The sequence below is a fragment of the Ruegeria atlantica genome, assembly GCF_001458195.1.
GTDB classification, from domain to species: domain Bacteria; phylum Pseudomonadota; class Alphaproteobacteria; order Rhodobacterales; family Rhodobacteraceae; genus Ruegeria; species Ruegeria atlantica.
Window position 1 is genome coordinate 82,909 of the sequence record NZ_CYPU01000074.1, and the last position, 25,545, is coordinate 108,453.

The 25,545-nt window shown below is 57.5% G+C and carries 28 protein-coding genes; 18 read left to right on the forward strand and 10 right to left on the reverse strand.

Annotation, left to right across the window (positions count from 1 at the left end):
* Positions 1-102 precede the first annotated feature (102 nt).
* Positions 103-762 carry a YggS family pyridoxal phosphate-dependent enzyme gene (locus tag RUA4292_RS23155; protein ID WP_058279746.1) on the forward strand — a complete coding sequence of 220 codons (660 nt, stop codon included), beginning with the start codon at positions 103-105 and terminating at the stop codon, positions 760-762.
* Here RUA4292_RS23155 and RUA4292_RS23160 read toward each other — a convergent pair.
* Positions 746-1,246: a L,D-transpeptidase family protein gene (locus RUA4292_RS23160; protein ID WP_082637237.1), complete on the reverse strand. Its 501-nt coding sequence runs from the start codon at positions 1,244-1,246 to the stop codon at positions 746-748. The genes RUA4292_RS23155 and RUA4292_RS23160 overlap by 17 nt on opposite strands.
* The gene (gene ribA / locus RUA4292_RS23165; RefSeq protein ID WP_058279747.1) at positions 1,243-2,337 is read right to left on the reverse strand and encodes a GTP cyclohydrolase II; all 1,095 of its coding nucleotides are present in this window, start codon (positions 2,335-2,337) and stop codon (positions 1,243-1,245) included. Before ribA ends, RUA4292_RS23160 begins: the two co-directional genes overlap by 4 nt.
* A 161-nt stretch (positions 2,338-2,498) precedes the next feature.
* Here ribA and RUA4292_RS23170 point away from each other — a divergent pair, with 161 nt between their 5' ends.
* From RUA4292_RS23170 to RUA4292_RS23195, 6 genes are all read left to right on the forward strand, one after another.
* The gene (locus tag RUA4292_RS23170) at positions 2,499-3,185 is read left to right on the forward strand and encodes a response regulator transcription factor (protein WP_058279748.1); all 687 of its coding nucleotides are present in this window, start codon (positions 2,499-2,501) and stop codon (positions 3,183-3,185) included.
* 299 nt (positions 3,186-3,484) lie between these two features.
* Entirely contained in the window at positions 3,485-3,871 is a 387-nt protein-coding gene (locus RUA4292_RS23175) for a hypothetical protein (protein WP_058279749.1), read from the forward strand.
* A 203-nt stretch (positions 3,872-4,074) separates the two neighbouring features.
* Positions 4,075-4,863: an exodeoxyribonuclease III gene (locus tag RUA4292_RS23180; RefSeq protein ID WP_058279750.1), complete on the forward strand. Its 789-nt coding sequence runs from the start codon at positions 4,075-4,077 to the stop codon at positions 4,861-4,863.
* 76 nt (positions 4,864-4,939) lie between these two features.
* Positions 4,940-5,857, forward strand: coding sequence for a thioredoxin (gene trxA, locus RUA4292_RS23185; protein ID WP_058279751.1), 918 nt, complete (start codon positions 4,940-4,942; stop codon positions 5,855-5,857).
* Positions 5,858-5,884: 27 nt separating this feature from the next.
* Positions 5,885-6,526 carry an LON peptidase substrate-binding domain-containing protein gene (locus RUA4292_RS23190; protein ID WP_058279752.1) on the forward strand — a complete coding sequence of 214 codons (642 nt, stop codon included), beginning with the start codon at positions 5,885-5,887 and terminating at the stop codon, positions 6,524-6,526.
* A complete protein-coding gene (locus tag RUA4292_RS23195; protein ID WP_058272562.1) occupies positions 6,523-6,708 on the forward strand; it encodes a Trm112 family protein in 186 nt (61 codons plus the stop codon). The genes RUA4292_RS23190 and RUA4292_RS23195 overlap by 4 nt, the downstream gene beginning before the upstream one ends.
* Here the strand turns inward: RUA4292_RS23195 and RUA4292_RS23200 are convergent.
* Positions 6,705-7,967: an FAD-dependent monooxygenase gene (locus tag RUA4292_RS23200; RefSeq protein WP_233493534.1), complete on the reverse strand. Its 1,263-nt coding sequence runs from the start codon at positions 7,965-7,967 to the stop codon at positions 6,705-6,707. The genes RUA4292_RS23195 and RUA4292_RS23200 overlap by 4 nt on opposite strands.
* A 54-nt stretch (positions 7,968-8,021) precedes the next feature.
* Here RUA4292_RS23200 and RUA4292_RS23205 point away from each other — a divergent pair, with 54 nt between their 5' ends.
* From RUA4292_RS23205 to RUA4292_RS23220, 4 genes are all read left to right on the forward strand, one after another.
* Positions 8,022-9,350, forward strand: coding sequence for an amidase (locus RUA4292_RS23205; RefSeq protein ID WP_058279753.1), 1,329 nt, complete (start codon positions 8,022-8,024; stop codon positions 9,348-9,350).
* 108 nt (positions 9,351-9,458) lie between these two features.
* On the forward strand, positions 9,459-10,640 hold the full coding sequence (locus tag RUA4292_RS23210) for an aminotransferase class I/II-fold pyridoxal phosphate-dependent enzyme (RefSeq protein ID WP_058279754.1): 1,182 nt from the start codon (positions 9,459-9,461) through the stop codon (positions 10,638-10,640).
* Positions 10,641-10,654: 14 nt separating this feature from the next.
* Complete coding sequence (locus RUA4292_RS23215) at positions 10,655-13,552, forward strand: DNA translocase FtsK (protein ID WP_058279755.1); 2,898 nt, start codon at positions 10,655-10,657, stop codon at positions 13,550-13,552.
* Positions 13,553-13,592: 40 nt separating this feature from the next.
* Positions 13,593-14,189, forward strand: coding sequence for a LolA family protein (locus RUA4292_RS23220; protein ID WP_058279756.1), 597 nt, complete (start codon positions 13,593-13,595; stop codon positions 14,187-14,189).
* Between the two features lie 12 nt (positions 14,190-14,201).
* Here the strand turns inward: RUA4292_RS23220 and RUA4292_RS23225 are convergent, their stop codons facing one another.
* Entirely contained in the window at positions 14,202-14,783 is a 582-nt protein-coding gene (locus RUA4292_RS23225; RefSeq protein WP_058279757.1) for a transglycosylase SLT domain-containing protein, read from the reverse strand.
* Positions 14,784-14,843: 60 nt separating this feature from the next.
* Positions 14,844-15,725: an AEC family transporter gene (locus RUA4292_RS23230; protein ID WP_058279758.1), complete on the reverse strand. Its 882-nt coding sequence runs from the start codon at positions 15,723-15,725 to the stop codon at positions 14,844-14,846.
* Positions 15,726-15,805: 80 nt separating this feature from the next.
* On the opposite strand from RUA4292_RS23230, the gene hspQ reads away from it, so the two are divergent.
* Complete coding sequence (gene hspQ / locus RUA4292_RS23235; protein WP_058279759.1) at positions 15,806-16,132, forward strand: heat shock protein HspQ; 327 nt, start codon at positions 15,806-15,808, stop codon at positions 16,130-16,132.
* Positions 16,133-16,166: 34 nt separating this feature from the next.
* Here the strand turns inward: hspQ and RUA4292_RS23240 are convergent, their stop codons facing one another.
* The 3 genes from RUA4292_RS23240 to RUA4292_RS23250 all read right to left on the reverse strand — a co-directional run bounded on the left by RUA4292_RS23240 (position 16,167) and on the right by RUA4292_RS23250 (position 18,769).
* The gene (locus tag RUA4292_RS23240; RefSeq protein ID WP_058279760.1) at positions 16,167-17,744 is read right to left on the reverse strand and encodes a gamma-glutamyltransferase family protein; all 1,578 of its coding nucleotides are present in this window, start codon (positions 17,742-17,744) and stop codon (positions 16,167-16,169) included.
* A gap of 196 nt (positions 17,745-17,940) precedes the next feature.
* Entirely contained in the window at positions 17,941-18,402 is a 462-nt protein-coding gene (locus RUA4292_RS23245) for an ATP-binding protein (protein ID WP_058279840.1), read from the reverse strand.
* Positions 18,403-18,430: 28 nt separating this feature from the next.
* Entirely contained in the window at positions 18,431-18,769 is a 339-nt protein-coding gene (locus RUA4292_RS23250; protein WP_058279761.1) for an STAS domain-containing protein, read from the reverse strand.
* Positions 18,770-18,871: 102 nt separating this feature from the next.
* On the opposite strand from RUA4292_RS23250, the gene RUA4292_RS23255 reads away from it, so the two are divergent.
* Entirely contained in the window at positions 18,872-20,044 is a 1,173-nt protein-coding gene (locus RUA4292_RS23255; protein ID WP_058279762.1) for a thiolase family protein, read from the forward strand.
* 51 nt (positions 20,045-20,095) lie between these two features.
* The gene (gene msrC / locus RUA4292_RS23260; protein ID WP_058279763.1) at positions 20,096-20,548 is read left to right on the forward strand and encodes a free L-methionine (R)-S-oxide reductase MsrC; all 453 of its coding nucleotides are present in this window, start codon (positions 20,096-20,098) and stop codon (positions 20,546-20,548) included.
* A 50-nt stretch (positions 20,549-20,598) separates the two neighbouring features.
* Here msrC and RUA4292_RS23265 read toward each other — a convergent pair whose 3' ends face one another.
* Together RUA4292_RS23265 and RUA4292_RS23270 are read right to left on the reverse strand one after the other, a co-directional pair.
* Positions 20,599-20,988, reverse strand: a complete 390-nt coding sequence (locus RUA4292_RS23265) for an SHOCT domain-containing protein (protein WP_058279764.1) — start codon at positions 20,986-20,988, stop codon at positions 20,599-20,601.
* 112 nt (positions 20,989-21,100) lie between these two features.
* The gene (locus tag RUA4292_RS23270; RefSeq protein ID WP_058279765.1) at positions 21,101-21,382 is read right to left on the reverse strand and encodes a DUF1294 domain-containing protein; all 282 of its coding nucleotides are present in this window, start codon (positions 21,380-21,382) and stop codon (positions 21,101-21,103) included.
* A gap of 117 nt (positions 21,383-21,499) precedes the next feature.
* On the opposite strand from RUA4292_RS23270, the gene RUA4292_RS23275 reads away from it, so the two are divergent.
* The 4 genes from RUA4292_RS23275 to RUA4292_RS23290 are packed head-to-tail and all read left to right on the forward strand — an operon-like array spanning position 21,500 to position 25,543.
* Positions 21,500-22,069 (forward strand): helix-turn-helix domain-containing protein, encoded by a 570-nt coding sequence (locus RUA4292_RS23275; protein WP_058279766.1) that lies wholly within the window; start codon positions 21,500-21,502, stop codon positions 22,067-22,069.
* Positions 22,069-22,692, forward strand: a complete 624-nt coding sequence (locus tag RUA4292_RS23280; protein WP_058279767.1) for a LysE family translocator — start codon at positions 22,069-22,071, stop codon at positions 22,690-22,692. The genes RUA4292_RS23275 and RUA4292_RS23280 overlap by 1 nt, the downstream gene beginning before the upstream one ends.
* Before the next feature lie 4 nt (positions 22,693-22,696).
* Complete coding sequence (locus tag RUA4292_RS23285) at positions 22,697-23,077, forward strand: GFA family protein (protein ID WP_058279768.1); 381 nt, start codon at positions 22,697-22,699, stop codon at positions 23,075-23,077.
* A gap of 15 nt (positions 23,078-23,092) precedes the next feature.
* On the forward strand, positions 23,093-25,543 hold the full coding sequence (locus tag RUA4292_RS23290) for a GcvT family protein (protein ID WP_058279769.1): 2,451 nt from the start codon (positions 23,093-23,095) through the stop codon (positions 25,541-25,543).
* The last annotated feature ends 2 nt before the right edge of the window (positions 25,544-25,545 follow it).

Sequence of the window (25,545 nt, forward strand, 5' to 3'; positions counted from 1 at the left end):
GAGCTAAGCCACAAAGCTTAAGGGCAGGTCTTCGGACCTGCCCTTTTCTTTTGCGCGGGTTTGGTGTTTTTCTGCCCAAAAGCAGAGAGAGAGAGAAATTCCATGTCGCTGCACGACATCACTTCCCGCATGGCCAAGGCCGAATCCGCCGCCGGACGACTTGCGGGATCGACAAAGCTGATTGCGGTTTCAAAGGTCCAGCCGAATGAACGTGTTGAGGCTGTGCTGAGCCAAGGCCACCGCTGTTTTGGGGAAAACCGCGTGCAGGAAGCGGCCGAAAAGTGGCCGGGCTTTAAGGAGCAATTCTCAGGGATAGACCTGCATCTGATCGGACCGCTGCAAACCAACAAGGCCCGGCAGGCAATTGAACTGTTCAACGCGATTCATTCGGTAGATCGGCCCAAGCTTGCCAAAACGCTGGCACGGTTGGCGCAAGAGGTTGGCCACTGCCCGGATCTGTTCATTCAGGTCAATACCGGAGAAGAAGAGCAAAAAGCAGGGATCATGCCGGTTGATGCGGACGCCTTCATCGCCGAGTGCCGCGAACTGGATTTGCCGGTTCAGGGTCTGATGGCAATCCCGCCGGTTGAAGAGGAACCCTCGCTGCATTTTGCGTTGCTGGCCAAGATCGCCGAACGCAACGGTTTAGAAGGGCTCTCGATGGGGATGAGCGGTGATTTCGAGCAGGCGATCGCGTTGGGGGCCACCCATGTGCGCGTGGGGTCCGCCATCTTTGGCGAGAGGGTCAAACCTGCGGGATAATCAGACGCGTTCCGGGGGAAATTCTACGCGCGATCCAATGCAGATGGTCGCGGCGAAAAGCGACACAGCCTTCGGTCGGGTAGCCGGGGCGTCTCCACTGGTGAAGGAAAATGGCTGATCCCCGGCCTGACACAGAGTTCGGCCAGTTCCAGTCGGTGATCAGAACAAGATCGTACAGGGGGTCCGCGCGCCGCAGCTTTTCGTGGCTGGGGGCATAGGGCGCGCTGACCATCTGATTGTACTGGCTGTCCGCGCTGTCATCAGACCAAAGATCGCCGGGGCCGATTGGGATGGCCCATGAGGACGGAGCTGCAATTCTATCTGGTCGAAACAGCATACCGACTATGTGATGCACACCGATTGGCGTTGCCCCATCGCCTTCGTGCTTGTCATCCGTCAGGCCGCCTTTTCCGACCGAACAAGGAAAGAGGCGCCCGGCAAACCGGACGCCGCGTGGTGTAAGCACCAGATCGTCCGGGGTCACAGCAAATGGCCTGACTTTGCGGCTTTGGTCGCCAGATATCCCCGATTATGGGCTGTTTCACCCACTTTCAGCGGCACTCTTTCAGTCACGGCGATGCCCGTCTTTTCCATCATCGCGATTTTCGCCGGGTTGTTTGTCAGCAATCGAACCGACGAAAAACCAAGTTCTTTCAGAATGTCCGAACCCAGTCGGAAATCACGTTCATCATCTTCGAATCCCAATCGATGATTGGCCTCGACTGTGTCAAATCCCTGATCCTGCAGGAAATAGGCCCGCGTCTTGTTGGCAAGGCCGATACCGCGTCCCTCCTGATTGAGATACAGCAATACGCCCGCGCCTTCTGACCCCATCTGGGCCAGCGCTCCACGTAGCTGGGGCCCGCAATCGCATTTCAAGCTGCCCATCAAATCACCCGTAAAACAAGCCGAATGCAAACGGGCCAGCACAGGTTTGCTGCGGTCCGGACGCCCGATTTCTACGGCATAGTGTTCTTCGCCGCCATCTTCGGGGCGGAAAACATGCAGACGACCGGCCTCGGACACTTCCATTGGCAGGCGCGCGGCGGCAATCGCGTGCAAGGCGCTTCGATCTGCCAGATGCGGCGCAGCGCGGGTATGGTCGATGCAGGTCAGGCCATGTGCCACCGCAAAATCGCGACCCTCATCAATGGGAACCACCACGGCCGCCGGCAAGAGGCGTGCGGACTTCGTCAAATCGATGGCAATACGGTGCAGGTTGGCACTACCCTGACGCTCGGACATCAGGGGGCCTTTCATCGGGGTATTCAGATCATCCGAGGGATCGGCGACCGCCTGAACCCATGCGATGTCGGTGTCCGATGGGATAATTACCCGTGCGAGGTCGCCATCATAGGCGCGTGCCTTCAGCGTTTCTGCGCGTCTTACGGTGATCGCGACCACAGGCTGACCGTCGAAGTTCCGTAGGTCGGCCAGCCGTTGTGCGCTTAATGTCTCGGACGCTATCGCAATGACGCTGAACCCGCTGTCATCAGTCAATACGACGGGAACGCCCATACGCAGATCCGCGCGGGCCCGTGCCAGCAATTCCGAGATATCGGGGATAAGACTCATCTATGTTACCCTATAACGTGTTGGTCTTCGTCTAACCCGAACAGAAGAAAAAGTGAAACAATTCCTCTGCGTCAGACACGAGGGCGTGAGACCAATGCAGTAAATCTTGTTGATTGCATCTTCCGCACGCAAATGGTGGAAAAGGCTTAGGAGGACCGGACATGGCTCAGCTCAAGAAAATCCTGCTGGTGGATGACGATGAAGATCTGCGCGAGGCGCTCAGCGAGCAACTTGTGATGACCGAGGATTTCGACGTGTTCGAAGCGGCAGACGGTCAATCCGCCATGGAGCGTGCACGCGAGGCGATTTACGATCTGGTCATTCTGGACGTTGGTCTGCCGGATACGGACGGTCGTGAGCTGTGCCGTCTGATGCGCAAACAAGGCGTCAAAAGCCCGATCCTGATGCTGACAGGCCATGACAGCGACGCAGATACGATTCTGGGTCTTGACGCAGGCGCTAACGATTATGTCTCTAAGCCGTTTAAATTCCCGGTCTTACTGGCTCGTATCCGCGCGCAGCTGCGTCAGCATGAGCAATCAGAGGACGCGGTCTTTGTGCTGGGGCCGTATACCTTCAAGCCTGCGATGAAGATGTTGATCACCGAAGAGGATCGCAAGATCCGTCTGACCGAGAAAGAGACCAACATTCTCAAGTTCCTGTATCGCTCTGCCGATGGTGTGGTTGCCCGCGATGTGCTGCTGCACGAGGTCTGGGGTTATAACGCCGGTGTCACCACACATACGCTTGAAACCCACATCTATCGTTTGCGCCAAAAGATCGAACCCGACCCATCGAACGCGCGCCTTTTGGTCACAGAATCGGGCGGATATCGCTTGATTTCGTAACTCCGGGTGGATTGACGTGGATCAAAGTGATACTCTGGATGTGTAATTAGATTATTCCCAACCCGCGCATGTCCGGGTTATGACATGCACCTCCCTGTTGGACTGCCGGGCCTTATGGCCCGGCTTTTTTTTGTAGTCAGAGGGGATTTGAAGTCTGCTTTGAGCCCAAACTTACTAGATTCAACATGATCCACGAACGGCAGTCGGTACAGCCGAACACAAAACCTTTGACGGCAATCGAGCTTTGAGCGACGGTCTGAGAATTCAAAAACAGCATCGACTTTTATGGACTCACTAAAATGACCAAAGAGGAAAAAGGACCTGCCTTTTCCACTGAAGAACTGTCAAAGGCTTTGGAAGTCTGCAAGCATTCAAGTAGGAGTTCATTGACCACAAGCGGTCAAAATCCGGGATATTTGTTCTGGCATTCCCAACGCTGGGTTGATGTCGAAGAGCACTTCGGTGACAGCAAGTCTAAGGTGTTATTGGCGGCACTCGAAGGCATCTCTGACGACTTCCGCAACCTAGAGAAAGCTTTTTTGCTGCAAACTCGAAACAATGGTGACTCGCGGCCAGCGTTTGATTGGCGCGGGCAGATAGTAAAGGCATTTGGAAATAAGTTCCCCGATGTGCCGTCGAAGGTTATGTCATGCTTAGAGGCAGACTTTGCACATAGGCACAGATAGCTCCAACGAATTCAGATTGGACAACCAAATCAACGATTGACTAAATGACTGTCTAAATACAGACGTCTACGTAGTCGCAGCGAATGGAAACTCTGTCCGCTTAACCGCCACCGAATAATCCACGCCCCTTCGGTGATCTTTTTCCATGGCACCCCAATCCACACCACGCTAACCTCAGCCCAACCGCGACAGAGGAATCCCCCATGCCCTTTACACTTGCCACCTGGAACATCAACTCGGTCCGCCTGCGCGAGCCTATCGTGCTGAAATTACTGCAGGAAGAAGCTCCCGATGTATTGTGTTTGCAGGAGTGCAAGTCGCCGGTTGAGAAGATCCCAACCGAAGGATTTGCCGAATTGGGGTACACCCACATGGTTGCAAGGGGCCAGAAGGGGTATAACGGCGTCGCCATTCTGTCGCGCCTGCCGATGGAAGAGGTCGAGGACAAGGATTTCGCCGGTCTCGGTCACGCGCGCCACATCGCTGGGCGGTTGGAAAACGGCGTGACGATCCACAATTTCTACGTCCCCGCCGGTGGCGACATCCCGGACCGTGAAAAGAACGAGAAGTTCGGGCAGAAGCTCGACTATCTCACGGATATGCGCGACTGGTTCAACGCTGAAAAACCTGAAAATTCCATTCTGGTTGGCGATCTGAATATCGCCCCGCGCGAGGATGACGTCTGGTCGCACAAAAAACTGCTCAAGGTCGTTTCGCACACACCGATCGAGGTTGAACACCTGGCCGAAACGCAGGACGCGGGCGGATGGGTGGACATAACCCGTCAGGACATCCCCGAGGGGCAGCTGTACAGTTGGTGGTCCTACCGCGCCCGCGATTGGGACGCAGCCGACAAGGGGCGGCGTCTGGATCATGTCTGGGCCACGCAGGATATCTCGAACGCAGGGCACTCCAGCCGCGTTCTGCGCGATGCGCGCGGGTGGGAGAAACCCAGTGACCACGCGCCGGTCTTTGCGACATTCGACCTTTGACCCTGTAACTCTCCCCTTGGTTTCTTCCCTTTGCAGTTGCATATAGGGGCCAAATTCGAACGAAAGAGTGAATGCCATGGACCTTCTGAACGCCGCAGCCGGACCTGATACCGCCGATCTGATCAAGGACGGATCCGAGGCCACCTTTATGGCCGATGTCGTCGAGGCCTCGCAGGAAATCCCGGTAATCGTAGATTTTTGGGCACCCTGGTGCGGACCGTGCAAAACGCTTGGGCCGCTGCTGGAGGAAGCCGTGACCGCCGCCAAAGGGGCGGTGAAGATGGTTAAGATTAATGTGGATGAGGCACAGATGATCGCCTCGCAAATGCGCGTTCAGTCGATCCCGACCGTATACGCGTTCTACAAAGGTCAACCGGTCGACGGGTTTCAGGGTGCCGTTCCAGGGTCCGAGATCAAGGCGTTTGTGGACCGAGTGATTGAGGCCGCCGGTGGTGAAAGCCCCGGGGGGCAGCTGGATGACGCTGTTCTGGCCGCCGAAGAAATGCTGGCCGATGGCGCAGCTGTGGATGCCGCACAGACCTTTTCCGCCATTCTGGGGGAAGACCCGAACCACGCCGCCGCTTATGGCGGTCTGGTGCGCGCCCATATTGCAGCAGGCGATCTGGAGCAGGCCGAGGCCATTTTGAACGGCGCACCCGCAGAGATTTCAACCTCGGCTGAGGTTGAAGCAGCCCATGCCCAGCTTGAACTGGCGAAGCAAGCGGCCGATGCAGGCCCAGTGGGTGAGCTAAAAGCAGCGGTCGAGGCGGATGCCGACAATCATCAGGCGCGGTTCGATCTTGCGCAGGCGCTGCACGCCAATGGTGAAGTTGAAGAGGCTGTAGCGCAATTGTTGGAACTGTTCCGCCGCGACCGCGAGTGGGATGACGGTGCCTCAAAGGCGCAACTGTTCACCATTTTCGACGCGCTGAAGCCCAATGATCCGATTGTTCTGAACGGGCGGCGCAAGCTCAGCTCGATGATATTTGCCTAATTCCTGATCAGGGCTACACTCGGGTACATGATGCATCCCGCTGACCTGCCGGAGACGGTATCCGTTTTCCCATTGCCCGGGGCGCTTTTGCTGCCCCGGTCTCGCTTGCCGCTACATATTTTTGAGCCGCGCTACCTGCAAATGCTGGACGACGCGCTGAAAACACCTGAACGGCTGATCGGCATGATCCAGCCGAATCCGTGTCAGTCTAACGAAAGCAAACTGCATCAAATCGGCTGTGCCGGGCGTGTGACGCAGTTCTCTGAAACCGAAGACGGTCGGTACCTGATCACACTGTCCGGCGTCTCGCGTTTTCGGATCAAGTCCGAGTTGGATGCGTTTACGCCTTATCGCCGTTGTGCTGTTTCATGGGACGGGTTCGACCGCGATCTTGGCAAGGCCGAAGCGGACAATGCGTTCGACCGCTCGCGGTTTTTGAATCTGCTTGAACGGTTTTTTTCGTCGCGCCAATTATCGACCGATTGGGAAACCTTAAAAGACGCCGATGATGAGTTGTTGGTGAATTCACTGTCGATGCTGCTGGATTTCGATCCCGAAGAAAAACAGGCTCTGCTTGAAGCACCTTGCCTTCGTACGCGCCGCGAGACATTGGTGACGTTGATTGAATTCGCCATGCGCGGCGGATCGAGCGAGGAAAAACTGCAATGACCGAAGCCGAACACCCTTTTGATCGCCATATGCTTGAGGCTCTGATCTGCCCACAAACGCACACCACGCTGCATTATGATGCCGAAAAGCAGGAACTGGTTTCAAAGGCTGCCAACCTGGCCTTTCCGATCCGCAACGGTATCCCGGTGATGCTGGTGGATGAAGCCCGGCAACTTGACTAAATCGCGCGCCCTTGCAGAAGTTTCGGCAGATCTCCGGTCAGCCCGGCGGCCTCACGTACAAAGCCGCGACGTAGTCCGGGGATCGAGCCGACGATCTCCATCCCGATGTCGCGCCCGAAGCGCAGAATGGGGTTGTCGTTGGAAAACAGCTTGTTGAACACATCTGTCGCCATGGCAAGCGCTGCCGTGTCGAACCGACGCCATTCCTGGTAACGTTCCAAAACCAATACCGAACTGATATCCTCGCCGCGCCGTCCAGCCAGTGTCAGAACTTCCGCCAAAGCGCCTACGTCGCGAAGACCTGCATTCAAACCCTGACCTGCGATTGGGTGCATGCCGTGGGCGGCGTCGCCTACCAGCGCCATACGGTCACCAATAAAGGAATTGGCGATGGTCAGGTTCAACGGATAGGTGAACCGGTCACCCTGAAGGCGGATGTCACCCAGAAAATCACCAAATCGCGGGCGCAATACCTGCAGGTAATCCGCCTCGGGCATGGCGTTGATGCGTTTGGCCATTTCAGAGCGTTCGCTCCAGACGATCGAGCTGCGATTGCCGGTCAGCGGCAGAATCGCCAAGGGGCCGGGGGGCATGAAGAACTGATGCGCCACGCCGTTATGGGGCAGCTCATGCTCGATAGCACAGACCAGCGCGGTCTGGCCGTAGTCCCAACCGGTGCGCTTGATCCCAGCACGCGCGGCGGTGCCACTACGGCGCCCGTCACAGCCAACCAACAATCCGCCGGTCAGGGTTGTGCCATCATCCAGCGTCAGCGTTACGCCGGTATCATCAGAGGCCTGCGCGACAACGGTTTTGCCGCTGATCTGCGTGATGCTGTCCTGTTCGGCCATGGCATCCAGAAACGCGCGGCGCAGGTGGCGGTCTTCGACCATGTAACCCATCGGGCCTTCTTCAATCTCGGCATGGTCAAAATGCAGGAAAAAAGGGGATGGACCAGCGCCGGAATGGCCATCAGTGACCTTGATCTCAAGCATGGGCTGGGCACGGTCTGCCACCTTGTCCCAGATGCCAACCGCATCCAGCAGCCGCTGCGAGGCCAGCGCCAGCGCATAGGCGCGCCCGTCAAAAGCCGCGTTTTTCCGGGCTTTTTTGGCCAATGCGTCGATGACGGTGACAGAATGCCCTGTCTGGGCCAGCGCCAAGGCAAGGGCCGGGCCGTTCAGGCCGCCGCCTACGATCAGGATATCCGAGTTGTGTTCCATGGCCTGCAATATGCGCGCCCTTTCGGGATTGTCCATGTGCGGTCCTGTCGCTACCGTCCCTCAAAGTGCTTTTTTTGCAAGGGGGCAGGGATGCAGGACTGGCTGACCATGACGGCGTGTGATCTGGGTCGGGGTATCGGCATGGGACAGATTGATCCGGTTGAACTGACCGAGACCTATCTGGCCGCTATCGACGCGCATCCGCACCGTGACAGGATGTATGCCCGCGTTACGCATGATCGTGCTAGGGCCGAGGCACAGGCTGCGCAGGAGCGCGCCAATCTGGGCCTGCGGCGGTCCCTGCTGGATGGTGTGCCGATCAGCTGGAAAGATCTGTTCGACACCGCCGGCACCGCGACTGAGGCAGGCTCGGCCTTGCTGAAAGGTCGGGTGCCCGAAATGGACGCGGTCGTTGTGCGTAACGCCACCGCCATGGGCACGGTCTGTCTGGGCAAGACGCATATGAGCGAGCTGGCTTTCTCAGGCCTTGGCCTGAACCCGATCACTGGCACGCCCCCATGCATTGACGATGAAGACGCTGTATCCGGAGGCTCTTCTTCCGGCGCGGCGGCATCGGTGGCCTGGGGGCTTGCCGCCTGTGGGATCGGTTCGGATACGGGCGGGTCAGTGCGCATTCCAGCGGCCTGGAACAATCTGGTCGGGCTGAAAACCACCGCCGGGCGCGTCAGCCTTGAAGGTACAGTGCCCTTGTGTCTGCGGTTCGACACTGTTGGTCCACTGACCCGCTCAGTCGAGGACGCGGCTCAGATGCTGGCCTTGCTCGAGGGGCGCTCTCCACCGGATCTTCGCGGTGCCAGCCTGAAAGGCCGCCGCTTTGCCAATCTTCAGACTGTGGCGCAGGACGACCTGAGGGATGAACCGCGTAAGGCCTTTGAGGATGGGTTGCAAAAACTCACCGAGGCAGGCGCCGAGATCGTTCCGCTGGACGTCCCCGAGCTGCACGACGCCATGGCGCTGTCCGGCATTCTGTACACGACCGAAGCTTATGGGTTGTGGCGCGATGTGATCGAAGCCAACCCTGACGCCATGTATCCCGAGATACTGGAGCGGTTTCGGTCGGGTCAAAACGCGACCGGTGCCGATTACATCGCGGCCTGGTCCAGGCTGAAAGCCTGTCGGGCTGCATGGGATGCCGCCACATCCGGGTTTGATGCGGTGCTTGCGCCGACAGCGCCCATTTTGCCGCCGAATCTGGATCGGTTGATGAATGACCATGACTACTATGTCACGGAAAATCTGTTGGCGCTGCGCAACACCCGTATTGGCAATCTGATGGGACTTGCTGCACTGACACTGCCGACCGGAATACCCGGGTGTGGCGTGATGATGATGGGATATCCGGGGTCAGAAGAGGCCCTGCTAAGGCTGGGATCAGCGGCCGAGACGGCGTTGGCCTGAATGCCACAATCCCCTGATTCGCCACCTCTTTGTCTGGACGAAACCGGGTGCGATCTGTAGTCTGCCTGTAAAACGGGGCGGAATGATCCCGGTATTGAGGCAGTAGTTATGAATTTTCCCGAACGGTTTTCGGACCTACCGGAATATGCATTCCCGCGTTTGCGCACCCTGTTGGATCACCACCAGTCGGGTGGTGAAGTGATTCACATGACCATTGGCGCGCCGATGCATGATTTTCCGGCGTGGGTCACCGATGTGATCACAGAAAACGCCGCCGGGTTTAAAGGATACCCGCCCAACGAAGGGTCGCCCGAGTTGCGGTCGGCGATTACTGACTGGATTGATCGCCGCTATGGCGTTTCGATGGACCCTGACACCAACGTGATGGCGTTGAATGGCACGCGCGAAGGATTGTACAACGCCGCGATGGCGCTGTGCCCCGAGCAGAAAAACGGTGAAAAGCCCGTCATTCTGTGCCCGAATCCATTCTACCAGGTCTATATGGTGGCCTCACTGTCGGTTCGTGCCGAGCCTGTATTCGTATCTGCAACTGCCGCCACAGGTCACTTGCCGAACTATTCGGGGCTACCGAAGGACGTTCTGAACCGCACCGTGGCGGCCTATATCTGTTCTCCCGCCAATCCGCAGGGCGCAGTCGCCTCGCGCGACTATTGGGTCGAACTGATCCAACTGGCCGAAACCTATGATTTCCGCATCTTCGCGGATGAATGTTATTCCGAGATTTACCGCGACACGGCACCAACCGGTGTGCTGACCGTCGCGCAGGAACTTGGGGCCGATCCGGAGCGGATCACCTTGTTCAATTCACTGTCGAAGCGGTCCAATCTGGCTGGTCTGCGCTCGGGCCTGATCGCCGGTGGTCCCGAGACCATCAAGAGGGTCAAGCAGTTACGCAACTACGCCGGTGCGCCTTTACCGCTACCTTTGCAGGCTGCCGCCGCAAAAGTTTGGGCAGATGAGGCACATGTTGTAGAGAACCGCGCGCTGTATCAGGAAAAATACACGATCGCGGATGAGGTTTTCGCGGGCGTGCAGGGCTATATGCCACCCGAAGCCGGTTTTTTCCTGTGGCTGCCGGTCGAAAATGGCGAGGAAACCGCACTAAGGCTGTGGCAGGAAACCGGTGTTCGGGTTCTGCCTGGTGCATATCTTTCTCAAGGTGATCCGGGGCAAAACCCGGGCGAACAATTTATCCGGGTCGCAATGGTGGCCCCAAAAACAGAGTTGCGGCAGGGGCTGATTACGCTCCGCGACTGCATCTATTCGTGAGGTACGAGGGCAAAATGGCATCATATAACGCGCGCAACCGCGATCCATTGCTGGACAGTACGACTCAGGCCGCCATCGAACGGCGCAGCAAGGAACTGATCGGGATCGCTCTGATCCTGCTAGGGCTGGCATCAGCCGCGATGATCTGGTCCTACACGCCGGATGATCCGAACTGGATGGTGTCGACAGACGCGCCGGTGCAGAACTGGATGGGGCGGATCGGGGCGTCGATCGCTGCGCCGCTGTTCATGATCGTCGGATGGGGCAGTTGGAGCATCGCGTTGGTGGTGATTGGCTGGGGCATACGCTTTGCCGGGCACTTCGGCGAGGAACGCGCAGTGGCCCGCCTTATCTTTGCTCCGATCTGGATTGCCATCGTTTCCGTTTATGCCGCGACTTTGGTGCCGGGTGAGGCATGGCGCACGACCCACAGCTTTGGTCTGGGGGGCTTGTTTGGCGATACCGTCATGGGTGCGTTGCTGACACTGCTGCCTATATCGTCACATTTCATGGTCAAACTTATGTCGCTGGCGATGGCAGCTGGCATGCTGGTGCTGGGTACATTTGTCCTTGGGTTCACAAAAGCCGACGTGCGCAAAGGCACGTGTGCCTTCTTGTTGGGCCTTGTGATGTCCTATGACATGTTGATGAACCTCTTGGGTCGCAGTGCGTCGGTGACCGCACAGGCGGCACGAGATCGCCGGGCACAGTGGGAAGAGCGCAAGGCCATCCGCGCAGAGGCCAACGACGCGGTGTTTGACGATGATATGGCGTATGCCGATCCGATGTTCGAAGAGCCGGATTTCGAAGAGCCCGAACCAGCAAAACCCGGTCTGCTGGCGCGGATGCCAAGCCTGATCCGCCGCGCCGATCCCATGCCGGAACCTGAACTGGTCGCTCGCGAACCGGTTGCCGGATTCGATGAAATGCCGGGTGAAGATCGTATTAAGTCCAAGATTTCCGCAGCCGTACGCAATCGCAAAGTGGCCGCGGGTGAAGTGGCGCCAGAGGTCGATCCAACCCTGCCATTGACCAAAGGGCGTGGCCGGGGGCCGGACCCGTTGATTTTGAACGCCAGAGGCGGAGAGGAGCTTCCCCCCGAGCCGCCGATGACATTGGACGATCTGCCGCCTGAGCCGATGCTGACAGCAGAGCCAGAACCCGAGTGGCAGCAGGAACCCCTGCATCATGATTTTGCGCCTGAGCCCGTCTATGAGGATGAGGCGGTATTTGAAGACGCAACCGAACCCGAACCGGCCCCGCGCCCTGCGATGAAAATTCCAGTGGCCGAACCGCGCAAGCCCGTGGTGGCACAGCCCGTGCGCCGCACCCCTGCGCCGTCGCGTCGTGCCCAGGCCGAAGCACAGCCTGGGCTGTCCTTTGAAGACCGGCATTCGGACTTTGAGCTGCCGCCTTTGAGCTTGCTGTCCAACCCTTCCAGCATTCAGCGCCATCACCTCAGCGATGAGGCATTGGAAGAAAACGCGCGGATGCTGGAAAACGTGCTGGACGACTATGGCGTCAAGGGTGAGATCACCAGCGTCCGCCCCGGTCCGGTTGTCACCATGTACGAACTAGAGCCTGCTCCGGGCCTGAAAGCCAGCCGGGTTATCGGTCTGGCCGATGATATCGCGCGCTCGATGTCGGCACTGTCGGCACGTGTTTCGACCCTGCCGGGTCGCTCGGTGATCGGGATCGAACTGCCGAATGAAAACCGCGAGATGGTGGTGCTGCGCGAAATCCTTGCCAGCCGTGATTTTGGTGATGGCAACCACGCGCTGCCACTGGCGCTGGGCAAGGATATCGGCGGCGAATCCATGGTCGCAAACCTGGCTAAGATGCCCCACTTGTTGATTGCGGGGACAACCGGCTCCGGTAAGTCGGTTGCGATCAACACCATGATCCTATCGCTGCTATATAAGCTGACACCGGACGAATGTCGCCTGATCATGATCGACCCCAAGATGCTGGAACTGTCCGTCTATGATGGCATTCCGCATCTGCTGTCGCCCGTTGTGACCGACCCGAAAAAGGCGGTTGTCGCCCTGAAATGGGTCGTGGGCGAGATGGAAGACCGCTATCGCAAGATGTCCAAGATGGGCGTGCGCAACATCGCGGGTTACAATGGTCGCGTGAAGGACGCGTTGGCCAAGGGCGAGATGTTCAGCCGCACCGTGCAGACCGGGTTCGACGATGAAACCGGCGAGCCAACGTTCGAGACAGAAGAGTTCGCGCCCGAAGCGATGCCATACATCGTCGTGATTGTTGATGAGATGGCCGACCTGATGATGGTCGCGGGCAAAGAGATCGAGGCCTGTATCCAGCGACTGGCGCAGATGGCAAGGGCCTCGGGTATTCACCTGATCATGGCCACGCAGCGCCCCTCGGTCGATGTGATTACCGGTACGATCAAGGCGAACTTCCCAACCCGGATTTCGTTCCAGGTGACCTCGAAAGTCGACAGCCGCACTATTCTGGGCGAAATGGGGGCCGAGCAACTGCTGGGGCAGGGCGACATGCTGTATATGGCAGGTGGCGCCAAGATCACCCGTTGCCACGGCCCGTTTGTTTCGGACGAGGAAGTCGAGGAAATCGTCAACCACCTGAAACAGTTCGGCCCACCGGACTATGTAAACACCGTACTGGACGGCCCATCTGAGGATAAAGCCGACAACATCGATGCCGTATTGGGCCTCAACACCGGTGGCAACACCAACGGGGAAGACGCGCTATACGATCAGGCGGTGGCGATTGTGATCAAGGATCGCAAATGCTCGACCTCGTACATTCAGCGGAAACTTGCCATTGGCTACAACAAAGCTGCGCGACTTGTTGAGCAAATGGAAGATGAAGGCGTTGTTTCGTCGGCAAATCATGTCGGGAAACGCGAAATCCTCGTACCCGAACAATAGGATATTTAATAACAAGGGCAGAGCGCTTATCTGGGAACTTATGAAACAGATTGCCTTTGCCCTTGCTTTGACACTCGCCGCGCCTGCGGCCTGGGCGGCTGATAAGCTGCCGTTGTCCCAAATCTCAAACTACCTCAATGGCCTCAAAACCGTTGAGACCACGTTTACACAAGTCAACGATGACGGCTCGCTGAGCACCGGAAAGCTGTGGATAGAACGCCCCGGTAAGATGCGGTTCGAATATGACCCGCCCAACAGCGCTGTGGTTCTGGCGCGCGCAGGTACGGTGCAGATCTTTGATCCGAAATCGAACCAGCCGCCGGAACAGTATCCGCTAAAACGTACGCCGTTGTCGCTTGTGCTGGCGCGCAACGTCAATCTGGGACAGGCGAATATGGTGGTGGCCCATGATTTTGACGGGACGGCCACGGTTGTTACCGCTCGGGACCCAAAAAATCCCGAATCCGGCCGGATTGAACTGATGTTTACGGGGGACCCGATCGAGCTGCGCAAATGGGTCATTCACGACAATGCCGGCAGTCAGACTACCGTTCTGCTGGGGCAGCTGAGTGCCGGCGGAAATCTCAGCAACGATCTGTTTTCCAGATCAAAAAGAAGCGGGTCAGGCAATCGCTGACCCGAACTCCTGTCAGTAGCGGCAATTGGCCAGCTGCGCCTGATAGAGCTTGGCGCGTGCATCCACGTCATTGGCGACGTTCAACAGCCAGGATTTGCTGTTATGGCTGCCACGGGCAAAGCCGGTGTGCCCCTCGTGATACGCCAGATACTGGTTGCGCGTATCTGTGGGATGAATACCGTTCCGCTGTTGGCTTTTGTTCATGTACCAGCCGATGAAATCTGACGCATCGCGGATGCGGTCCCGCTTGGCGCGGCGTTTGCCGGTTTCCTTGCGATATTCATCCCAGGTGCCGTCCAGCGCCTGGCTGAAACCGTAGGCGCTGCTTTGACGGCCCATCGGGATCACACCCAGAACGTATTGGTGCGGCGTACGTGCGTCGTGTTTGTAGCGGCTTTCCTGATAGATCGTCGCCATCTGAACGTGAATTGGGACGCCCCATTTCCGTTCGGTGCTTTTGAACGCCTTGATAAAATCAGGCCGTTCGCGCGCAATGCTGCACGCGTCATTCAATCTGCTCGGTGGCTGTTTGGACCCGCCACCGCAGGATGCCAAAAGCAGCACCCCGAAGAGTACGAAAAGAATTCTGCTCATGTGCCTCGTACCTTTTTTCTTTATTCTAGCGCAAATTGAGCCTTTAGGAAATCACAATCGTCATAGAACAATGGCTATAATTATAGGCAAAGCGCCTACGCTTAGCACAGTTGACACCATGACCATCCCTGCAACCGCGTCCGAATCCGCGTCGAACCGCTCGGCCAGCAGGTACGATGTAACCGCGACTGGAGTGCACATCTGCAGAACCAATACTCCAAAGGCGGTTGAGTCCAGATCAAAGAATCGGGCTATTGCCCAGCCGAGCGCGAAGCAGACCAGCAGCTTCAGGACGGACAGCCAGATCGCCTGACCCAATTTGCGCGTCGTCAGCCTGGCAATTGCCACGCCGACTGTAATCAACATCATGGGGATGGCCATTTGGCCTAGCAGCTCTAGCATATTGGTCAGGAACAGTGGCGTTTCCCAGTCTTGCCATAGGAATAAGGCCCCAAGCAGGGTTGCCCAAACCATCGGTTCGCGCGCAACTTTGCCGAATCCACCCTTTCCAGCGACGAGGTAAATTCCATAGGTGAACGAAAACAGGGCGGTAATTGCCAGGAAAATGACTGCAAAACCCAGACCTGCCTGACCAAACGCAAAAATGCACAGCGGCAGGCCCAGATTTCCGGTATTGCCAAAAATCAGTGGCGACAGGTATGTCCGACGGTCCAGGTTTGAAAGTCGAACGAAAACGCCAAAGGCCACGGCAAGGCCAATATGACCCGCGATTGCGGCCAGTGTGAAGCGGGTCAACTCTCCTGCCGGGATCTCGGTTTGCATCAGCGCAACAAAGATCAGGCTGGGCACGGCAAGTGTCACGGCAAGGCGCGTCACAAACTCCAAACGGTACTCAAAACCAAGTTTGACCCAAGTGAATCCAATGCCCGCCAGCAGAAAAACCGGCGCCACAATTTCGAACACTGTCAGTAAGATGTTCACAGACTGTTTCCTTTAATTTCCGATCAATGATTGGCATTCCGGCCCGGAAAGAGGTAGTAAGATCTCTGGGGGCTAAGATAATGCTGAAGACAAATGCCAAGTACCGCCTGGGACAGGTGGTCCGCCATAAAAAGCATCCCTTCCGAGGGGTGGTTTTTGACGTGGACCCGGAATTTTCCAACACAGAAGAGTGGTATCAGGCCATTCCCGAGGATAGCCGCCCCATCAAGGATCAGCCGTTTTATCATCTGCTCGCAGAAAACGACCAATCCTTCTATGTGGCTTATGTTTCAGAACAAAATCTGATTGCGGACCAATCCGGGGAACCGGTTGAGCATCCTGATATTCCTGACATGTTCGGTCCTTTCGAGAATGGCGCGTACCCGCTGCACTTTAATTTGAACTAAGTGATTTGGTGCGCCAGATTGCGCGCCCGGGTGGTCAATAACCTAACGCACAACCGTCTTTTCTGGGATCACTTGCGCCTTCCAGGACACCATCTGTGCGGATTCGGATTGCTTGCGCTCCGCCAAGTGGCGTTTCTGGAACCTGAACGTTGTGCCCAAAATCGCTCAATTGTTGAGATGTGCTGGGCGGAATTCCGCGTTCAAGTTTCAGAACGCCGCCGTCTGCAAAGGCGCGCGGGGCGTCCATACAGGCCTGCAAACCCAACCCATGATCCGTGAGGTTGGACAACAGGCGTGCATGGCCTGTTGGTTGAAAAGCTCCGCCCATCACGCCAAATGGCATGAGCACACGGCCATCCTGTTTGAGCATACCGGGAATGATCGTGTGCATCGGGCGTTTGCCCGGGCCAAGCTCGTTTGAGTGACCGGCGCTCAGGTTGAAGCCTGAGCCGCGGTTTTGCAGCAAAATCCCGTATTTTTCCGATGCGATGCCAGACCCAAAGCTGTGAAATATGGAATAGATCAGCGAAACGGCCATCCGATCCCGGTCAACAACCGTAATATAGACCGTGTCCTTGTGAATGGACTCGGTTAGTGGGGCCGCCGCTGGCATGGCGCGCTTGGGGTCAATCAACGCGGCCAGCTTATTCGCCACGCTCTGGTCGAGGAATCGTTCAGCGTGGGTTGTGTGATCGGGGTCCGCAATGAACCGATTGCGCGCGTCATAAGCGAGTTTCGAGGCCTCGGCCTCTAGATGGATGAGTTCTGGGCCAAATGGGTCAAGACCGGCCAGATCGAAGTTCTTTAGGATGTTCAAAAGCAGGATTGCAGTCGCACCTTGGCCGTTTGGCGGGTGTTCGACAAGATCGATGCCGTTGTAGTTTCCGCTGACAGGCTGGGATTTTGTGCATTGCGTGGCTAGAAAATCCTCGGCCGTGTGAACACCACCCAATGCTGTTAGGGCGTCAATCATATCCTGTGCAATTTCACCGGCATAAAAGGCGTCACGACCATTGCGTGCAATCTGGCGCAGAACCTCGGCTTGCCCTGGCGCGCGAAAGACCTGACCTGTTTTCGGCGCTTCGCCGTCAGCCAGGTAATGCCTGCGCGCTGCCCCCTGCAGCGTGTCAGCCCCCGTTTTCCAATCATAGGCGACCCGGGGTGCGACCGGGACACCGGCCTCGGCATAGTGAATGGCAGGTGCCAGTATCTCATCCAGCCCAAGCCTGCCCTCGGTTTCTGCCAGATGGCAAAAGGCATCAATCGCACCGGGAATGGTCACCGCATCGGGTGTGTTCAACGGCACTGTATCCAGCCCCTCAGCCCGCAACTTGTCCGCATTGGCAGCCGCCGGCGCGTGCCCGGATCCGTTCAGGGCGCGTATCTGATCTTCGCCTGCGCGGTTGAACAGGACAAAGCAATCGCCGCCGATGCCCGTCATCTGCGGCTCGCAAATGCCCAGCAGCACAGCGCCTGCGATGGCGGCGTCCATGGCGTTGCCGCCTTGCTGCAGGATATTTACGGCAACTTGCGCGGCCAGAGGATGCGATGTGGCGCACATTCCCTCGGTCGCCAGAACTTCGGACCGACCTGGAGTGTGAAAATCCCGCATAGCTTTGTCTTCCCCTTTTGAACACGCCGAACGTAAAGCGCAGTCAGGGATTGTCTAGTCACATCAGCGGGAAGGGAGATCCTCGACGCCGTTCACTGGGTGGGGGCTGTGACACTAGGCGCCGAGGGAAGCTATCTGAGCTACAAATATCTTTTTGCCCTTTGTTTGCGGCGCGCCAATGGTGCGATCAGGGCCTTTATGTGGCCTTTTTGGGGCCGGCGGAGGGGTTTGGGAAGTCAAACCGCAGCGACAACCGGTTGCAGCCATTGCGATGTTCATAGCGAATGTCGCTGGTCAGTTCGTGGATCAGGAACCAGCCAAACCCGCCTTCGGGCAACTCGTCGAGTGCCGATCCCAAAGGCGCGGGCACACCATCGGGCAGGCGAAATCCAGGCAAAGGAGTCCCGGTGTCAGAGATCAGAATGTCCAGCCAATTTTGGTGCAGCCGACAATGCACCTGGACCTTGGCCGGGGTGACGCCCGCATAGGCATGCTCGACCACATTGTTGATCGCCTCGGCCAGAGCGATTTTCACGTCGCTTGCCTTGTGCGGCGGTAGGCCCTGCGCCTCCAGCCCTTTGCTTAGCTGGGCGATACCAACACTGGCTTCGGCTTCAGTTGCAGTAAAGCTCAAATCCAAGCAGTTCCCGTTCCCCATCGACATCGTGCCTATTCAATCCGTGAAGTCATTCCGCCGGCGGTGCCAGAGCGTCGGCCAAGGTAGGATAGAGGTTGAAAACCGTATCCATGCGGGTCAGCCGAAACACCTTTTCGACAAACGGGTGTAACCCGGCCAAATCCAACCTGCGGTCACTGCCCAGTTGTTTCATCGACGCGACGATGGCCCCAAGGCCGCTTGAATCGATAAATTCGACCCCCGTCAGGTCCAGAACAACGCGCGGCGCGCCACCGTCGGCCACATTGCGCATGTCTTCCTTGAACTGAATGGCCATTGCGGCATCAATCCTGTCCGAATGCACGGTAATGATCTGCGTCGTGTCTGTTATCTTACTGGTCAGGGCCATGCGCACGGGCTCTCTAAACTGAAAATCACTCGTAGAAATACGCTAGACGACAATTCTTACCATTCTGTATCCATTCCAGTAGAAAAGCGAAGGAGCATCCAGATGAAGCAAGTCGTTATCGCCGGCGCGGCGCGGACCCCGATGGGTGGGTTTCAGGGGATGTTCGATACCGTGACAGCGGCCGATCTGGGCGGCGACGCCATCAGGGCAGCGTTGCAAGGGGCCGGTACTGAAACCGTTGACGAAGTCCTTATGGGATGTGTTTTGCCTGCCGGGCAGGGGCAGGCGCCCGCGCGCCAGGCCGGTTTTGCGGCAGGGTTGGGCGAAGACGTTCCCGCGACAACGCTGAACAAAATGTGCGGATCGGGCATGAAAGCGGCGATGATGGCCTATGACCAGATCGCTTTAGGGCATGCCGATACAATGATCGCAGGCGGGATGGAGAGCATGACGAACGCGCCATACCTTTTACCCAAAATGCGCGAAGGCGCGCGATTGGGTCATGCGCAGGCAATGGATCATATGTTCCTGGATGGGCTCGAGGACGCCTATGACAAAGGTCGCCTGATGGGCACATTCGCCGAAGACTGCGCCGAGGCCTATCAGTTCACGCGCGAAGCGCAGGACGAATATGCGCTGCGTTCATTGTCAAATGCGCTGGCCGCACAGGAAAACGGCGCATTCGCGGATGAAATCACGCCGGTTACGGTCCGCACCCGAAAGAGTGAGGTCACGCAGGCCACGGATGAACAGCCGCTTTCGGCGCGGCCCGAGAAGATCCCGACGCTCAAACCGGCGTTTCGGAAGGATGGCACTGTCACGGCGGCAAACTGTTCTTCGATATCGGACGGTGCCGCTGCATTGGTGCTGGCATCCGAGAACGCAGCCCATGCGCAGGGTCTGACTGTTCGTGCCCGTATTGTCGGCCACGCTAGCCATGCGCAGGCACCGGGGCTGTTTACGACGGCACCTGTTCCGGCCGCGCAGAAACTGCTGACCAACATCGGCTGGTCGAAAGAAGATGTCGATCTGTGGGAGGTCAACGAAGCCTTTGCGGTCGTGCCGATGGCGTTCATGCACGAAATGGGTCTGCCCCGCGATATCGTCAACGTGAACGGCGGGGCTTGCGCACTTGGACATCCGATCGGTGCGTCGGGTGCGCGGATTATAGTCACGCTGCTGAACGCGTTGGAAAAGCGAAACCTGAAACGCGGGGTGGCGGCGATCTGCATCGGCGGCGGCGAAGGAACGGCGATCGCCATCGAACGCGTTTGACGCTTCACCTTTTTCCAAATACTCCGGTGCAAACGTGCCACGAGTTCTGACATGACAGCTGATTATAATACACTTGCCAAAACCATCGCAGCCCTGACCGAGGGGGAAACCGATGACGTGGCCCTGATGGCTACAGTCGCTTGCGAAGTGCATCATTCCGATGATCGATTTGACTGGACAGGCTTCTACCGTGTCACCGAGCCGGGGCTTTTGAAGATTGGACCTTATCAAGGTGGGCACGGCTGTCTGGTCATCCCGTTCGACCGCGGTGTCTGTGGCGCTGCCGCCCGTACGGGCGAGGTACAGTTGGTGCCGGATGTGGATGCGTTTCCGGGCCATATCGCCTGCGCATCTTCGACCAGATCCGAGGTGGTGCTGCCTGTGCACAACGCCGCCGGTGACGTCATTGCGGTGTTCGATATCGACAGTGATCAACCCAACGCGTTCAATGAACAAGACGCAAGGCAACTGAGCGGAATTCTGTCCAGCGTATTCGCCAAGTAAAAATGGCCGGGGGCGTACCCCCGGCCATATTGATTAGTGTGTGCTTCCTATTAGGTGCTCAGAAGCTTGGCTTTCTGCGCTGCAAATTCCTCATCCGTCAGAACGCCTTTTTCCTTGAGCGCTGCAAGCCGTTCCAGCTCATCCGCGGCGGATACGGTTGCGACTGAGCGGATATAGTCCTTTTGCGCCTGTTCGATCTGGCTCATGGCCTCGGCATTGTGCTGGTGCATCTTGTCGCCGCGGACGATCAGGTAAGCCAGAACGCCCATCCATGGAATCAGGATGACAAAGGCGATCCAGACTGCCTTTCCACCGCCGCTTAGGTCCTTGGAGCGGAAGACATCGGCCACAACCGAAATCATCACCCAGAACCAGGCCACCATCAGAAACAGCCAGAAGATTGACCAGACTATGTCGAAGAAACCGATGCCGTTGTCCATTTGTCATTCAACCCTTTGCGAATGCGTAAGAATAATCATATTCAGATAGAATGGGAGTGTAGCAGACAGTTTTCCAAATGGTTAGCAACTAATCCTTGATGGAAATCTCGCGCTAGACCAGGCTGGGCAATTCCAAGGCCGCCAGAAGATAGGCCAGGACAGCCTGAGCGCCGAAAATCCCGAAGATGTAGTATGAAAACAGCCGCTTGCGGGTTTTGTGTCTGAAAATCCACCGCCCCAGCAATGCGCCTGGACTGCCGCCCAGCGCCGCCAGCCGCAATAGTTTTCGTTCAGGGATACGCCCTTTCCGCCATCTTGCCCGCAGCTTATCCCAGCCAAAGGCAAGCAAAGTCAGGGTGTTGACGACCCACAGATAAATCACCGCAATCCACATGGTTGACGGATATCCAAACAATGTCGTGGACCCAAGTGAAAAAAATCTTGGATTTTTCACGGAATCAATGCATCGTGAAAAACGAGGAAAAAATTTCACCAAACTTCGGAGCGTTCAGTGAACAGCCAAGCCCCGCACAGCGCCACACTCGGAGCCGATCTTCGGGCTTTGCGTAAGGCGCGTGGGTTGACGCTGACCGAGATCGCTGCACGTCTGGGCCGGTCTGTTGGTTGGCTTAGCCAAGTCGAGCGCGACAAGTCCGACCCCTCAATTTCCGACCTGCGCCAGATTGCCGAATGTCTGGGCGTGCCGATGTCGATGCTGTTCGCGCATTCCTCCGCTCCGGCAGATGAGCAGGGGTATGTGGTGCGCGCCGGAACGCGCCGCCCGATGGGGTCCGGTGAGGAAGGGTTGATCGAAGAACTGCTGTCGCCCGATCTGACCGATGATTTCGAAATGGTGCATTCCACGTTCAAGCCCCGATCGAAAATGCAAACTCCGGCCAACCGACCAACGCAGGAGGTAGGGTACATGGTGTCAGGGCGGTTGGAACTGACGATCAGTGGGCGCCAGTTTTCGGTCGGCCCCGGCGACAGCTTTCGGATCAAACATGAACCCTATCAATGGTCGAACCCCTATGATGAGCCCGCAGTGGCCGTCTGGGTTATCGCTCCGCCGGTGTACTGATGAGCTTTGAAGCCTGGACCATATTCGCGCTGTTTTGGGTGGTGTTCGTCACCACTCCGGGTCCGAATGCGGTAAACTGCATCTCGAACGGAATGAGCCTGCCGTTTCCCAAGGCGATGCTAGGTGTTTTGGCGATTCTGACGCAGGCCAGCACGTTTTTGATTCTGTCAGCACTAGGTGTGACCGCGTTGATCGCAGCCTCCCCAACCGGGTTTTTCATCGCCAAACTGGTTGGTGCAGGGTTCCTGATTTGGGTTGGGGTTCGCGGTTGGATGAATGCCACGCGTCCGGCACCAGTTACCGAACGCCCTGCGCGTCACGTGTATCTACACGCACTGGTGGTTGCGACGATCAATCCTAAAAGCGTGGCAGGGTATCTCGCCGCCTTTTCGCAATTTGTGCAACCGGATGTGCCGATCTGGCAGCAGATGGTCGTCATCATGCCCACGGCGCTGGTCATTACCACGCTCAGCTATACCGGGTTCACCCTGATGGGCACATTGATGGGCAAAGCGGCGCTGGGAGCGGTTTTCAACACTTGGGTGCGTCGTGCCATGGCCGCCTGTTTCATCATCTATGGCGTGTTGCTGGGTGCCAGCTCCACGCCCGCAGCTAGGGGGTAATCAGATGCAAAACGGTTCTTGCCTCTGCGGCGCAGTCGCGTTCACGATTGACGGAGAGCTTTCACAGCCTTCGGCCTGCCATTGCGGTCAATGCCGCAAGCAGTCCGGCCATGTTTGGTCTTCGACCTGGACACATCAGGATCACTTGAGCTTCACCGCCAGCGATACGCTGACTTGGTTCCGCGCTTCGGACACCGCCCGCCGCGGTTTCTGCCGTTCCTGCGGCTCGTTCCTCTTCTGGCAGCACAATGACGAGGACACGATTTCAATTTCCATGGGAGCGCTCAGCGAGCCCACGGGTCTAACGCTCTCGAAGCATATTTTTGTCGCCGACAAGGGCGATTACTACGACATCACAGACGATCTGCCCCAACGGGCACAGTAACAAGGATCAAGACCAATGAGCGATTTTCCTACAAAAGCCCGCGTGGTTGTTATCGGTGGCGGTGTGGTGGGGGCCTCCTCGCTGTACCATCTGGCCAAGAAGGGCTGGACTGATTGTGTTCTGCTGGAAAAGAACGAACTGACCGCTGGCTCGACTTGGCACGCGGCGGGTAACGTTCCGACGTTCTCGAATTCCTGGGCGATCATGAACATGCAGCGGTACTCAACCGAGCTGTATTCGCGTTTGGGCGAAGAGGTCGACTATCCGATGAACTACCACGTTTCAGGCTCGATCCGTCTTGCGCACAGCAAGGAGCGGATGCAAGAGTTCGAACACGCCATGGCGATGGGACGCTATCAAGGCATCCCGATGGAGATGTGGACCCCGGAAGAAGCTAAAGAGCGCTATCCTTTTCTGGCGACGCACGATCTTGAAGGCGTTCTTTACGATCCCACCGATGGTGATATTGATCCGGCGCAGCTGACACAGGCACTGGCCAAGGGTGCCCGTGACATGGGCCAGAAGATCATCCGCTTTTGCCCGGCAACTGGCGTAACTCAGCACGACGACGGCATCTGGACCGTACACACCGACAAAGGCGATATAGCCTGCGACTATGTTGTGAACGCCGCTGGGTATTACGCGCAGCGCGTGGGAGAGTGGTTCAAGCCCTTTGGCGGCCGCACAGTTCCCGCGATGGTGATGAGCCACCAGTACCTGCTGACGGACGAAGTTCCAGAAATTGAAGAATGGTCCAAAGCGAACGGTGGTAAGAAATTGCCACTGCTGCGCGATGTGGATATCTCGTACTACCTGCGGCAGGAAAAGAATGGTTTCAACCTTGGTCCGTATGAGCCTAACTGCAAGGGCCACTGGATGACCGAAGACGACGCTATGCCCGAGGATTTCTCGTTCCAGCTGTGGAATGACGATCTCGACCGCATCGAAGACATCGTTACCGATGCGATGGAGCGGGTTCCGCTGATGGCAACCTCGGGTGTTGGCCGTGTCATCAATGGTCCGATCCCCTATGCACCGGATGGCCTGCCGCTGATCGGCCCAATGCCCGGTGTGAAAAACGCGTTCGAGGCACACACATTCACCTTCGGCATCGCTCAGGGCGGTGGTGCAGGAAAGGTGCTAGCCGAATGGATCGTCGATGGCGCGACCGAGTGGGACATGTGGGCTGTCGATCCGCGCCGCTACACCGATTACACAGATCAGGACTACTGCAACCAGAAGGGTCTGGAAGTTTATGGCAACGAGTACGCCATGCACTTCCCTCATCACGAATGGCCTGCCGCACGCGACAAGAAACTGTCGCCGGTGCATGACAAGGTCAAAGCGCTGGGCGGCGTGATGGGTGCCTATAACGGATGGGAGCGGGCCAACTGGTTCGCAAAGCCGGGCGACGACACGTCGCTTGATGCCACCCATACCTGGGGTCGGTCCGGCCCGTGGGAGCAGCGGATCAAAGAAGAATGCGAGGCCGTGCGAGATGATTGTGGAGTGCTGGATCTGCCAGGCTTCTCGCGCTTCATGGTCAAGGGAGAGGGCGCCGCTGAGGCGCTGCGCGGCCTCGCAACCGGAGGGTTGCCAAAGGTCGGCCGGATGAACCTCATCTACGTCTCCGATGACCGTGGTCGCATTCTGACCGAGATGTCATGTATCCGTCTTGGCGAGGACGAATTCGTCATGATCACCGCCGCCACCGCGCAATGGCATGACCGTGACATCCTGATGAACGCGATGCCTGCGAGTGTGTCGATCGAGGACGTGACCACAACACGCGACACTCTGATCGTCACGGGCCCGAAATCGCGCGAAACCCTGTCGAAGCTGACAGATGCCGATCTGACCACTGGTTGGCTGACCCACCAGTCCGCCACCGTTGCTGGCCAGCCCGCCTACCTGATCCGCGTCTCTTTTGCCGGTGAACTGGGCTGGGAAGTGCACGCCCTGAACGAGCATATGCCTGCGATCTATGACGCAATCGTCGACGCTGGTGCCAAGCCGTTCGGGATGTATGCCCTGAACTCACTGCGTATCGAAAAAGGCTATCGGGCATGGAAGGGCGACCTGTCGACCGACTACTCTCTGCTGGAAGGTGGGCTGGAGCGGTTCGTCAAACTCGACAAGCCGCAAGATTTCCCCGGCAAGGCTGCAATCCTGAACGAAAAGCAGCAGGGCGTGAAAAAGGCCTTTGTCACCATTACAGTGGATGCAGGAGACTGCGACGCGCCCTACATGTCCTGCATCTGGCAGAACGGCGAGATCGTGGGCGAGACCACTTCGGGCGCATGGGGTTACCGCGTCGGCAAGTCCATCGCGCTGGGCATGGTCAAGGCCGAGCTTGCCAATCCCGGCACCGAGCTTGAAGTCGAAATCTACGGCCAAAAGTGCCGCGCTGTGGTAGAGCAGGATCAGCCGCTCTGGGATCCTGAGAACGAGCGGTTGCGCGCTTAAAC